The following is a 13,703-nucleotide window of genomic DNA, read 5'->3' as shown; positions in this document are numbered from 1 at the left end:
AAGCAAATAAATATATTAAAAAAACCAAATATGCCTCATTCTTATAAAATTATAAAAAAATCTATGCTTCCCATACAGAACTGCTTCCGCTAAAAGTAAGTTATGTCAAATACATTCAATACTCCAATTCATATCATCGGTGGTGGTCTAGCGGGCAGTGAAGCATGCTGGCAAATTGCTCAATCAGGAATCCCCGTTATTTTGCATGAAATGCGGCCTCATAAGAAATCTGATGCCCATAAAACTGATAAACTTGCAGAACTGGTCTGTTCAAATTCATTCCGTTCTGATGATTCATCAACAAATGCCGTAGGACTTTTACATACCGAAATGCGATTGGCAAAATCCCTCATTATGAAAGCCGCTGATGCCAATAAGGTTCCTGCGGGGAGTGCCCTTGCCGTTGACCGCGATGGATTTTCCAAAGCTGTTACACTAGAACTTGAGAATCATCCTCTTATAACGATAGAACGTGAAGAAATTCAAGAGTTCCCTGAAGATTGGCATCATATTATCATTGCAACAGGTCCCCTTACCTCACCAGCACTAGCTCAAGCAATACAAGCAATAACTGGAACCGAAGCACTTTCTTTTTTTGATGCTATTGCTCCTATTATCTATACTGACAGTATTGATATGGATATTTGTTGGTATCAATCTCGCTATGATAAAATCGGGCCAGAGGGAACAGGAAAAGATTATCTTAATTGTCCTCTCAATAAAGAACAATATGAAACCTTTGTTCAAGCGTTAAAAAATGCGGAAAAAACTGAATTCCGTGACTTTGAAAAAACTCCCTATTTTGATGGATGCCTACCAATTGAAATTATGGCTGAGCGTGGACTTGAAACCCTCAGACATGGCCCTATGAAACCGATGGGATTAACCAATGCTCATCATCCCACAGTTAAACCTTACGCCGTCGTCCAATTACGCCAAGACAATAAACTTGGAACCCTTTATAATATGGTTGGTTTTCAAACTAAACTGAAACATGGAGAACAAGCTCGTATTTTTAGAATGATCCCTGGTCTTGAAAAAGCTGAATTTGCACGCCTTGGTGGACTTCACCGCAATACTTACCTAAATTCCCCCATCATTCTTGATCAAACGCTTCGTTTGAAACAAAGACCTCAGCTGCGTTTTGCAGGACAAATTACCGGATGTGAAGGTTATGTAGAATCATCTGCAATAGGGCTTCTTGCTGGGCGTTTTGCCGCTGCTGAATATAATAATGACTGCTTTTGCCTACCGCCATCAACTACAGCATTTGGAGCTCTTTTAAACCATATTACGGGTGGACACATCGTGGCTGAAGAATCAGAAAAACAATCCTTTCAACCAATGAATATCAATTTTGGACTTTTCCCCCCTGTCGAACCTATGAAACACTTGGGAAAACGCTTGCCAAGCAAAGAAAAAAAATTAGCAAAAAAACAAGCTATAACTGCTAGAGCTCTCAATGATTGTATTCAATGGCTAGCAGAGAAAGAGCAAAACAGCTCTTTTCTATAAAAAACGCACTCTCTGTTCAATGTATCTCAATAACTTTCATGCAAAATCATCCTAGAGTCTTTTGTAATACTGACTATCGCACTTCATAAACACCACGCTCTATTCCATTACCGTAAAAAATTAAAATATATCCCACTCATTTAAAAAATGACATGAAATACACTACCTCAAATAAGGCAATTAAACATACACCAAGCTCTAATAAGAATGGTTTTTTAATCACTGTCATCATTTTTTACTTTGCAAAAACACGGTAGTGTCTCAGCATAACAAAACTAAATTCAATTTTTACACTTCATACAAACTATAAAAATACATATTTTATGAAAAAAACTGAAATAAACACATCTCATTTTTACTATAACGCATAAATTTATAAACGATAATTTATCGTTTTGCATGTTCAATGAGAGTCTCAGACATTATGAGTTTGGCTCATTCCTAACCTAAGCCATGAATTGATAAAAACCATTCTCTTGCGCGTCACACGCAGAATTAGCATATGGGGAAAAACCACAGAAGAAAAGGGTAAAGATACCTTTTGTAAACCACCTTAATACAAGAGCTGCGCGATATTGGGAGCCAGTAAATATAATGAGGTGCTAATTGCTCTTTTATAAGCGTCAAGATGGTGATGCCCAATGGCTTTTACTCTATACCATCATTAAATACACCTAGAGACACTGAGAGAAGTTTCTATAAAAATAAGCCTGTAAATTCGCAATACAAAACTAAACCATGTCTCTTCAAAAAACACCACGCAACATGCAATTTAGGCACATGCTACAACTTCCCATGTGAAAACATGCCTCTAAAAAAACCCGATTTTATCTATAAGCGGGTTTTTTTAGGGCTCTTCAAATTACTTTTTATTAACAGCTTCTTTAAGACTTTTTCCTGCAGAAAATTTAGGCACAGAACGCGCTGGAATATTAATTTCAGCACCAGTTGAAGGATTACGCCCCTTTGTAGCGGCACGGTGAGAAACTTCAAAAGAACCAAAACCTGGAAGACGAACATCTCCCCCCGAAGCCAAAGCCTCTGTTACAGAAGCGATAAAAGCGTCGACAGCAGAGCCAGCTTGCGCCTTCGAAACACCCGCCTTTTCAGCAACGGAGTTAATCAATTCACTTTTATTCATGAAACATTTCCTTTCCCTATGTTACCGAATAACACAACTTAATCGTGTTATTGAGCAGTTTATTGAAAAGTACAGCAAACTGAAGTCTTATTTTCATCCAAAACATTGTTTTTTTAGCAATAATCACAGTTATTCACGGAATTTTTTACTTTTTTTTCAAAATAAATAGAAAAACAACCACAAAAACCCTTCTGCTGCTTTAAAAATGCTGTTTTAAATGAGATAAATGAATCAGTGCGCAATCTGTATTCCTTCACTATCAGTTTCTGTCCTAAGAGGTACAGCTACTGTGGACGGTTCTGTCCATTCAATAGGTTCAGGAAAATGAACCAAAGCATGCTTAAGAACTTCACTCACATGGTTTACTGGAATAATTTCCATATTATTTTTGACATCATCGGGAATATCAACCAAATCTTTTGCATTCTCTTCTGGAATAAGTACTTTTTTTATTCCTCCTCGAAGAGCTGCCAGTAATTTTTCTTTTAATCCCCCAATCGGTAAAACCCGCCCACGTAAAGTAATTTCACCGGTCATTGCAATATCTTTATGTACTGCTATTCCTGTTAAGACTGAAACAATTGCCGTTACCATCGCAATCCCTGCCGATGGCCCATCTTTTGGTGTAGCACCCTCTGGAACATGAACATGGATATCACGTTTATCAAAAAGTGGAGGTTCAATACCAAAATCAACAGCACGAAAACGTACATAAGATGCTGCCGCGGAAATTGACTCTTTCATGATATCACGCAAATTTCCAGTTACAGTCATCTTACCTTTACCTGACATCATAACACCTTCAATGGTCAAGAGCTCTCCACCAACCTCTGTCCACGCAAGGCCTGTCACAACACCAATTTGATTTTCTCCTTCAATCTGGTTGTAGTGATAACGTTTAACCCCTAGGAAATCATCAATATTATCTTCTGTAATCTTTATAGATTTTTGCTGCGTTTTAAGAATTCTTGTCACTGATTTACGTGCGACTTTCATTAATTCACGCTCAAGGTTACGAACTCCCGCTTCACGTGTGTAAAATTGAATAATAGACTTTATAGCATCTTCAGAAACACTAAATTCTTTTTTAGTCAAACAATGATCTTTCAATGCTTTTGGTAAAAGATGCTGCTTAACGATCTCTATTTTCTCACACTCTGTATAGCCAGCAATACGAATAATTTCCATTCTATCCAATAACGGCCCTGGAATATTAAGCGTATTTGCAGTTGTAATAAACATGACATCAGAAAGATCATATTCTACTTCCAAATAGTGATCAATAAATGTACCATTTTGTTCAGGATCAAGCACTTCTAATAAAGCTGATGAAGGATCTCCACGAAAATCCTGACCCATTTTATCAATTTCATCAAGTAAAAAAAGCGGATTCGATTTTTTAGCTTTTTTCATAGACTGAATAATTTTTCCGGGCATAGAGCCAATATACGTCCGACGATGCCCGCGAATTTCTGCTTCATCCCGCACCCCTCCTAAGGAAATACGAACATATTCACGCCCCGTCGCTTTTGCAATAGAGCGTGCTAGTGACGTTTTCCCGACACCAGGAGGTCCCAATAAACAAATGATAGGACCTTTTATCTTCGAGGCACGACTTTGTACTGCTAAATACTCGATAATGCGTTCCTTGACCTTTTCAAGACCAAAATGCTCATTATTCATGACTTTTTCAGCAAAGTCTAAATTGTTTTTAATCTTTGATTTTTTGCCCCAAGGCATGGCTAATAGCCAATCAAGATAGTTACGTACAACTGTCGCCTCCGCAGACATAGGGGACATATTCCGTAATTTTCTCAATTCTGCTCCAGCTTTTTCGTGCGCTTCCTTCGAAAGTTTTGTCTTCTTGATGCGTTCTTCTAATTCAGAAAGCTCATCACGGCTATCATCACCCGCTCCCAACTCTTTCTGAATAGCCTTCATCTGCTCATTGAGATAATATTCTCGTTGGTTTTTTTCCATTTGCCGTTTAACATGCGAGCGAATACGCTTTTCAACCTGCAAAACAGAAATTTCCCCTTCCATGAAAGAAAGAACACGTTCAAGGCGATCTCGTATAGGTAATAGCTCCAATATTTCCTGCTTTTCTGAAAGTTTAATCATTAAATGAGAAGCTATAGTATCAGCAAGCTTAGAAGGATTATCAATCTGTCCAATAGCATTGATAACTTCAGGAGAAATCTTTTTATTAAGTTTTACATAATTCTCAAAATAAGAAATTACCGACCTTGAAAGAGCTTCAATCTCAACATCATTCTCTCTCGACTCTTCTGTAGCAAAAGCATAAGCCTGATGATAATCTTCATGTGCAGCAAATTGGCTAATTTTTGCACGTGCGGTGCCTTCAACCAAGACCTTTACAGTTCCATCAGGAAGCTTTAAAAGTTGAAGAATATTTGCAAACGTACCAATATCATAAATATCTTCTGATTTTGGATCATCATCAGAAGCATTTTTTTGTGTGACTAAAAGTATCTGTTTATCAACCGCCATTGTTTCTTCAAGAGCACGAATCGATTTTTCTCGGCCCACAAAAAGCGGAACAATCATATGTGGGAAAACAACAATATCACGAAGAGGTAAAACAGCATAAAACCCCTCTTTTACTTCATCTGTCTTTTCATCAATATATTGCATAACTCTCCTTTCTGGAGCCTATAATCTATCCACTACACAAACCCACCCTTAGAAACCTCAACTTTCTACAATACATGAAGTGGTAACTGCGAATATATAAATCAAGCATTATGACTATAATATTCAGAAACATCCATTCTCAAATGGTATTTATTACCACTTATCGCACGACGTCATGCCGATACATTTTCTTTATCTTCTACACGCTCGGAATAAATGTAAAGAGGACGTGCTTTTCCATCAACCACATCACTCGAAATGACCACTTTTTGAACTCCTTCAAGAGACGGCAGTTCAAACATTGTTTCAAGAAGTATTTTTTCCATAATAGAACGTAAACCACGTGCACCAGTTTTACGCTCAATCGCCTTCTTAGCAATAACCCGTAAAGCATCTTCATGAAATGCTAACTCAACATTCTCCATCTCAAAAAGACGCTGATATTGCTTCACCAACGCATTTTTAGGTTGTGATAAAATTTGAACAAGGGCATGAACATCTAAATCCTCTAGGGTGGCTACAATAGGAAGACGACCAATAAACTCTGGTATCAAACCAAATTTTATAAGATCTTCAGGCTCTAAATCACGAAAGATTTCACCAACACAACGTTCATCAGGTGCCTTAACGGTAGCAGAAAAACCAATAGAAGTTTTCTCACCACGCCCTGAAATAATCCGTTCTAAACCAGCAAAAGCACCCCCACAAATGAATAAAATATTTGTTGTATCAACCTGCAAAAACTCTTGTTGCGGATGCTTACGCCCACCTTGAGGAGGAACAGAAGCAATCGTTCCTTCCATAATTTTTAACAATGCTTGCTGAACACCCTCCCCCGAAACATCTCTTGTAATAGAAGGATTTTCAGCTTTACGAGAAATCTTATCAACCTCATCAATATAAACAATACCACGCTGCGCACGTTCAACATTATAATCAGCAGCTTGAAGAAGCTTTAAAATAATATTTTCAACATCTTCACCGACATAGCCTGCTTCAGTCAAAGTGGTTGCATCTGCCATCGTAAAAGGCACATCGATAATACGCGCCAGTGTTTGTGCTAGGTAAGTTTTACCACATCCCGTTGGACCAACAAGAAGAATATTTGATTTTGCCAACTCAATATCATTGCTCTTAGACTGATGCGCAAGCCGCTTATAATGATTATGGACAGCAACAGAAAGAACACGCTTTGCATGTTGCTGACCAATGACGTAATCATCAAGAACTGTTATAATTTCCTGTGGAGTAGGAACACCATCACGCGCCTTAACCCCAGAAGATTTATTTTCTTCACGAATAATATCCATACAAAGCTCTACGCATTCATCACAAATGAATACAGTAGGCCCTGCAATGAGCTTACGCACCTCATGCTGACTTTTGCCACAGAACGAGCAATAGAGAGTATTTTTTGATTCGCCCCCACTATTGCCAATTTTGCTCATTTTTCTTTCCTTTCACCACGGTATATGAATACTTCGTCTTTTCAAAGGAAGTTTTTCATAACGAAACTTAAAAGACATACAAAAACTGTGTTTCATAATATCTTTAGATGTTTTTCCCTTATTTTTGTAATATTCTTACAAAGCTCTCTTTATAAAAATAGCTCTTTTTTCTATAAAAACTCTTAATCTTTTTCTTCTTTCTCAGTTTCTGCACGATATTGTATAACATCATCAACTAAACCAAATTGCTTGGCCTCTTCCGCTGTCATAAAATGATCACGATCAAGAGTTCTCTCAATAATCTCATAATCCTGACCTGTGTGTTGAACATAAATTTCATTTAAACGCCGTTTCATCTTTATAATATCTTGTGCATGCCGTTCAATATCCGAAGCCTGACCTTGGAAACCACCAGATGGCTGATGCACCATAATACGTGCATTTGGTAATGTAAAACGGTGACCTTTCGCTCCAGCCGTTAAAAGTAATGACCCCATAGATGCAGCCTGCCCCATACAAAGTGTAGAAACAGGAGGGCGAATAAACTGCATAGTATCATAAATTGCCATACCAGACGTCACAACACCACCAGGTGAATTGATATAAAGACTAATTTCTTTCTTAGGGTTTTCAGCTTCCAAGAAAAGCAATTGTGCACAAACAAGCATCGCCATATTATCTTCAACAGGACCATTAATAAAAATAATCCGCTCTTTTAAAAGACGAGAAAAAATATCATAAGCCCGCTCACCACGATTAGTTTGTTCAATAACCATAGGTACAAGGCTTAATACTGTTTTCATTGGATCACTCATGTTTTTACTTTCCATTCATATAACAATCGCTCTTTACGCATTCAATGCTTTTCTCCATAGGCTAATATCTTACACAAGTCACCATCAATACTCTTCAAGAAAGATTAAATTTCCAGTGGTTAAAATAGTCATAATAACTCTATCTAAACAAATCGTGCCCATCAGGAATGCGAGACACTGCCCAATGATAAAAGCTTCCCTCCTGCGGTCTTTGAGTAGTCTTTGTCTTTCTGTGAATATGAAATCCTATTAAACGTGGATCTGTAAGCGGTTTAACGCCAAAAGCAGGATCAAAGATACGTTCAGTTTTTCGCCCCGTCCAATAATAAAAAGTTTCCTTTTCCTTTGCTTCATGAAAAAAACCATATTGTTTGGCTAATCGGGAAATACCATCATTACCAAATATTGTCACTCCAAGATTTCCCGGTAAAATCGGCATTTTTTTTCTCTTTAACCAGAATGGTTTCCAAACACGACGTTTAAATCCAAGCCAATTGGGAATAATTTCTGTGCCTGCCCAATAATCTTCAAACACTTTTATAATAGGGTTATCGGATGGAAAATAAAGTGCAGAAACACCTACTCTTACAGCATTTTCTTTTGCAAGCCAAACTTCATCCGCATTTGGGTGAAATTGTCTAACGAGATAAACATCTGTATCTAACCAAACGCCTTGCTGGTATTTCATCAGCATAACACGAAAAAAATCCGAAAATTGAATAATTGTGCAGCCCTGTTTACTATCAGAAAAATTGGGGTCAAGACGATAAATTGCCGAATGCGGGACAATTGATTCGGCTTCGTGCAATTCAACACCAACAGGTAAATTTTCTATTTTATCATAACTGAAAAGCTTAACGCGTTGCCCAGTTTTAACCATTGAAGACAAACACAATCTATCAACCAGTCTTAATTTTCCCCTATACCAAAAAGTGCAAATATCCATAATCAATATATCAAAAATATTCTAAACTTACACGAAAGAGCTGCTCAACATCACGAACATACTCAGAAAGAGCAAAAATGACTATCCGATCACCAGACAAAATACGTGTATCTGCCGAAAGCTGTATGATTGTTTTATTACGATAAATTGCACCAATTCTCAAACCATCTGATAAATTGAGCTCTGACAATGACTTCCCAACCAATGAAGATGTTTGCATAACTTCAGCCTCAATAATTTCTGCCTGCCCATTAAAAACCGAATGAACAGCACGAATACGTCCACGGCGCATTTGCTGCAAAATTCTCGATATAGTAACACTATGTGGATTAAGATAGGCATCCACGCCAACGGCACGACTAAACTCTTGGTAAGCAACATTATTAATCAAAACCATATTAGCTTTACATCCCAATCTTTTAGCGATAATAGCACTTAAGAGGTTAACTTGGTCCTGATTGGTCAATGTAATCATTAAATCGGACTGATCAATTCCAGCTTCTTGAAGTATCACTGGATCTAAGACGTTACCATATAAAACCGTCGTTTTTTCGAGTTGATCAGCAATTGTTAAGGCTCTCTCTCTATGCGATTCTATAATCTTCAATCTTAGTTTATGGAGGCGTTTTTCAATAGCCTGAGCAACATAAAGACCAATGTGACCACCTCCTGCAATAATCAGGCGATGCGCATCTTGTTCTTTATGACCAAAAAGTCCAACAGCCCGACGCATCTGATCACGAGCAACAACAAGATAGGTCACATCGCCAACGCGTAATTGTGTTTCTGAGTGTGCAACTAATAATTCTGAACCACGCTTAATAGCGGTAACTGTCGTGCGAAGATCTGGAAAAAGCTCTGTTAATTGACGCAAAGGTGTATTAATAACTGGACAATCTTCCATACACTCCAAAGCTAATGCAACAACCTCATCATTACAAAAATAAAGAACATCTATTGCACCAGGTAATGCAATACGACGTAAAACCATTTCCCCAACTTCAACTTCGGGTGAAATAACCACATCAATGGGAATATTCTCTCTAGAAAAAAGGGTTTTATAGCGTGGTTCTAAATAAGATTGTGAACGAATACGTGCTATTTTTGTTGGAACATTAAATAATGAGTGTGCTACTTGGCAAGCAACCATATTGACTTCATCAAATAAAGTGACTGCAATCAACATATCAGCTTTGTCTGCATCGGCAGCCAAAAGAACTTCAGGACGTGAACCGTGACCAACAAAACCTCTTACATCCAACGTGTCGCGAATTTTTTCAATTAATCTCGTCTCAATATCAATAACAGTAACATCGTGATTTTCAGCAGCAAGACGCTCTGCTATCCCATAACCAACTTGTCCTGCTCCGCAAATAATAACACGCATAATCTTAAGAAACTCCAAGTGCTTTAAGCTTACGGTGCAAAGCTGAACGCTCCATACCTATAAATTCAGCTGTACGTGATATATTTCCACCCAAACGCCCAATCTGCGCCACTAAATACCTTTTTTCAAATAATTCTCGTGCTTCACGCAATGGTAAATCCATAATACCCTCATCTGTATCCATTTGAATGCGGGGCAAAGAATCACTCACTTCACTAGGAAGAAACTCTGCTGTTATTGGCCCATCACCATCACGTACAAGAATGAGAAGACGCTCAATATTGTTGCGCAATTGCCGGACATTCCCTGGCCAAGCGTGCGTTTGCAAAATAGCTATCACATCATCACTGATTTCACGCGGCTTAATACCAACCTGCTGCGATATTGTTTTAACAAAATGACGTACAAGTTCCGGAATGTCTTCACGACGCGCGGACAGTGGTGGAACAGTAATAGGAACAACTGAAAGACGGTGAAAAAGATCCTCTCTAAAGCGTCCGTCAGAAATGAGATTTTCAAGATTTTGTGCCGTCGAGGAAATGATACGAACATCCACCTTGACACGTTTTGTGCCGCCAACTCTCTCAAATGTCTGCCCTGTCAACACCCGAAGAATTTTACCTTGAGTCTCACGTGGCATATCTGCAATTTCGTCAAGATATAATATTCCACCATGGGCTTCCTCTAATGCACCAATCTTGCGCTCTCCTCCCTCCATTTCGCTGCCAAATAATTCTATTTCCATTCTTTCTGGAGTCATCGTTGCAGCATTTATTGTAACAAATGGTCCATTCGAACGTGTTGAACGCGCATGAATAGCACGTGCAACCATCTCTTTTCCCGCTCCTGACGGACCTGTAATCATGATGCGACTATTGGTTGGTGCTACTTTTTCTATGATTTGCTGCAAATGTTTTATAGCAGTCGATTTTCCGAGAAGTTCTAATGTCTCATTTGAGCGCTTTCGTAATTCTAAAAGCTCACGTTTTAAATTCGAGTTTTCAAGAGTTCGTTCTGCAACCAATACAAGCCGATCAGCTTTAAAAGGTTTTTCAATGAAATCATACGCCCCTCGTTTTATAGCAGAAACAGCCGTCTCAATATTACCATGACCAGAGATCATAACTACTGGAAGAGCAGGATATCGCATTTTAATTTCATCAAGCAATGCTAAACCATCAAGACGACTTCCTTGTAACCAAATATCTAAAAAAATAAGCTTTGGAATACGTTCACTAATTTGCGCTAAAGCTTCATCAGAGTTACAGGCAACGCGCGTTTCATAACCTTCATCATCTAAAATACCAGCAACAAGCTCACGAATATCTGCTTCATCATCAACAATTAAGATATCTGATACCATTCTATTCCCCTATCTTACAACCTGTAGCCTCTATAACATTATCCTGCTTAATCCCATCTTCCGGAAATATCAAACGGATCATCGCACCACGACCTTCATAAAAACTCTTCGGTGCATCATGCAATTCCATAGAACCACCATGATCTTCAATAACTTTGCGTACTATAGCTAACCCGAGCCCTGTTCCCTTTTCCCGCGTTGTTATATAAGGTTCCAATAATTTTTGTCTTTGCTCTTTAGGGAGTCCTTTACCGTTATCAATAACATCCACAACCACACATCCTCTTTGTAGATAAGAACGTACAAGAATATGACCGTGAATACTTTCCTCACGCATGACCGAATCTATAGATTCGCTAGCGTTTTTGATAACGTTGCAAAAAGCTTGCACAATGAGGCGATTATCAAATGCACCTACAAGTGGGACACTTCCTAAGTCTTGCTCAAAATGAATATCATGTCGTGTCACTTCTATCAAGAAACATGCTTCACGCAGTAATCCGCGTATATCTAAAATATTCATTTGCGGTTTGGGCATACGCGCAAAAGAAGAAAATTCATCAACCATGCGCCCAATATCTCCAACTTGTCGAATAATCGTATCAACACATCGCTCAAAAACCTCTCGATCTTGGGTAATAACTTTATTGTAACGTTTACGAATACGTTCAGCCGATAACTGAATAGGTGTAAGCGGATTTTTGATCTCGTGTGCAATACGGCGAGCAATATCTGCCCACGCTGAAGTACGTTGTGCTGCAACAAGGTCTGTAATATCATCAATTGTTAGAACCCAAGACTGTCCCTGTCCATCATCTTCTTCCATCGTAATTTGCACATTCCAAACACGCTCTTGTCCTGCAACACTTAAAGTTACCTGCTCACGATGATTCTTACGATCTAGCGAACGCGCAGACTGAAAAACCTTCCAAATTTCAGCACTTAATGATAAAAGACTGCGACCAATAACTTGTTCAGAGCGAATATCAAACATTGTCTCAATAGAACGATTGATAATGGTAATATCACCATTATCATCAATACCAGCCACACCCGCTGTTACACCAGACAAAACAGCTTCAGAAAAACGCCGTCTCTCATCAATTTGATCGCGAACTGCAATCAACTCATTGCGCCGACTTTTCAGTTCACTCACCATATAATTAAAAGTTTTCGATAACTGCCCAATATCCCCATCTTTTGCGCGTACTGGCACAAAAATTTCCATATTTCCAGAAGCAACATCATCAGCAGCACTAATAAGAAGACGAATAGGGCGTACCAAACGATCAGCAACAGCGATACCAGTCCAAATAGCTGATAAGAATAAACTAAAGAAAAGACACAAATAAAGCATACCAAATGCGATTTGCGTCAGTAAACGATTTTCATTTAAATCACGATAACGATCTGTATTGACTTCTGTTAAACGCAAAGCAGACAAAACTTCTTTATCAACGTCGCGTACCAAATATAAAAATGTGTTTGGAATATTACTAAATTTTAAAATAATACCAAAATAATCATGAACGCCCGGTTGAAAAGAAAAAGGCCTTGCGCTGGTTGCACGCTCAATAAGATGAGAGGGAGGAATCGGTAATTTATCTTCATCGCCAAGATCACTCGATATAAAAACAGTTCCGCTAGAACTTAGCAAAAATGCACCACGCAGATTGCGCCCTTTAGCGTGACGCGTTAATTGTATCCTATATTCAGCAGCGCTACGCTCTAAAAGCCTTTTGTTATCAAGTGCAAATGCCATAGCATAGGATAAATTTTTTAAATTTTGCAACATTTCATCTGCATAGGCATTGGCTAAATTGATAGAAGAACCTACAATTTGCCGTGTTGTTGTATCAAACCACCGATCAAGTCCTAAATTCAATGCAGGCCCTGATACAAGAGCAACTGCAACAGCCGGCATTGTTGCAACAAGTGCAAACAACGAAATAAGACGCACATGAAGGCGAGAACCTGCACGCCTTGAGCGCCACGCACGAATAATAGGAATCATCTCATAAAAAACAATGATTATAAGCCCTAACACCCAAACACTATTAATTCCTATAAGTATAAGGGTTACAGCTCTACTTGGAACAACAGGAGTTAATCCAATAAGAATGATAAATGAAACAGATGCTGTTAGCAAAGCCAACACAATAATTGTGATCCCTAAAAAGATATACATCTTACTTAAGCGATACAATTCATCATTAGAGGTATTTTGATCTATATCTTGGAGCTTCGTCACTGATGTTGTATTCATGATTAGCTTACATTATCCTATCCCATTGCCCCATATAACCTCTTGTGACAAAAGTTGACAATACCAATACCGCATTTAAAATAGAGCAAATCTAGTAAATAAAGAAAGAACTTCTACATTTTGCAAAATATCTTTAAAAGTGTGTTCGGTGATAGTTTACAGAGGAG

The 13,703-nt window shown here is 38.4% G+C and carries 9 protein-coding genes; 1 reads left to right on the top strand and 8 read right to left on the bottom strand.

Annotation, left to right across the window (positions count from 1 at the left end; all coding sequences use genetic code 11):
- Positions 1-102: 102 nt before the first annotated feature.
- Positions 103-1,515: a methylenetetrahydrofolate--tRNA-(uracil(54)-C(5))-methyltransferase (FADH(2)-oxidizing) TrmFO gene (gene trmFO / locus ME1_RS06900; RefSeq protein WP_004864921.1), complete on the top strand. Its 1,413-nt coding sequence runs from the start codon at positions 103-105 to the stop codon at positions 1,513-1,515.
- Positions 1,516-2,377: 862 nt separating this feature from the next.
- On the opposite strand, the gene ME1_RS06895 is transcribed toward trmFO, so the two are convergent.
- The 8 genes from ME1_RS06895 to ME1_RS06860 form a co-directional block, all read right to left on the bottom strand.
- Positions 2,378-2,656 (bottom strand): HU family DNA-binding protein, encoded by a 279-nt coding sequence (locus ME1_RS06895; RefSeq protein WP_004864920.1) that lies wholly within the window; start codon positions 2,654-2,656, stop codon positions 2,378-2,380.
- 231 nt (positions 2,657-2,887) lie between these two features.
- Positions 2,888-5,311, bottom strand: a complete 2,424-nt coding sequence (lon, locus tag ME1_RS06890; protein ID WP_004864919.1) for an endopeptidase La — start codon at positions 5,309-5,311, stop codon at positions 2,888-2,890.
- 173 nt (positions 5,312-5,484) lie between these two features.
- The gene (clpX, locus tag ME1_RS06885; RefSeq protein WP_004864918.1) at positions 5,485-6,759 is read right to left on the bottom strand and encodes an ATP-dependent Clp protease ATP-binding subunit ClpX; all 1,275 of its coding nucleotides are present in this window, start codon (positions 6,757-6,759) and stop codon (positions 5,485-5,487) included.
- A 182-nt stretch (positions 6,760-6,941) separates the two neighbouring features.
- On the bottom strand, positions 6,942-7,574 hold the full coding sequence (gene clpP, locus ME1_RS06880) for an ATP-dependent Clp endopeptidase proteolytic subunit ClpP (protein ID WP_004864916.1): 633 nt from the start codon (positions 7,572-7,574) through the stop codon (positions 6,942-6,944).
- 139 nt (positions 7,575-7,713) lie between these two features.
- The gene (locus tag ME1_RS06875) at positions 7,714-8,520 is read right to left on the bottom strand and encodes a glycosyltransferase family 32 protein (RefSeq protein WP_035011757.1); all 807 of its coding nucleotides are present in this window, start codon (positions 8,518-8,520) and stop codon (positions 7,714-7,716) included.
- Between the two features lie 10 nt (positions 8,521-8,530).
- On the bottom strand, positions 8,531-9,907 hold the full coding sequence (gene trkA / locus ME1_RS06870) for a Trk system potassium transporter TrkA (RefSeq protein WP_004864912.1): 1,377 nt from the start codon (positions 9,905-9,907) through the stop codon (positions 8,531-8,533).
- Between the two features lie 4 nt (positions 9,908-9,911).
- Complete coding sequence (gene ntrX, locus ME1_RS06865) at positions 9,912-11,270, bottom strand: nitrogen assimilation response regulator NtrX (RefSeq protein WP_004864910.1); 1,359 nt, start codon at positions 11,268-11,270, stop codon at positions 9,912-9,914.
- Between the two features lies 1 nt (position 11,271).
- Positions 11,272-13,536 carry a sensor histidine kinase NtrY-like gene (locus ME1_RS06860; RefSeq protein WP_004864908.1) on the bottom strand — a complete coding sequence of 755 codons (2,265 nt, stop codon included), beginning with the start codon at positions 13,534-13,536 and terminating at the stop codon, positions 11,272-11,274.
- Positions 13,537-13,703: the final 167 nt, after the last annotated feature.

This window comes from Bartonella vinsonii subsp. arupensis OK-94-513, from assembly GCF_000278235.1.
GTDB lineage: Bacteria > Pseudomonadota > Alphaproteobacteria > Rhizobiales > Rhizobiaceae > Bartonella > Bartonella arupensis.
This window is presented reverse-complemented; position numbering and strand designations above follow the sequence as displayed.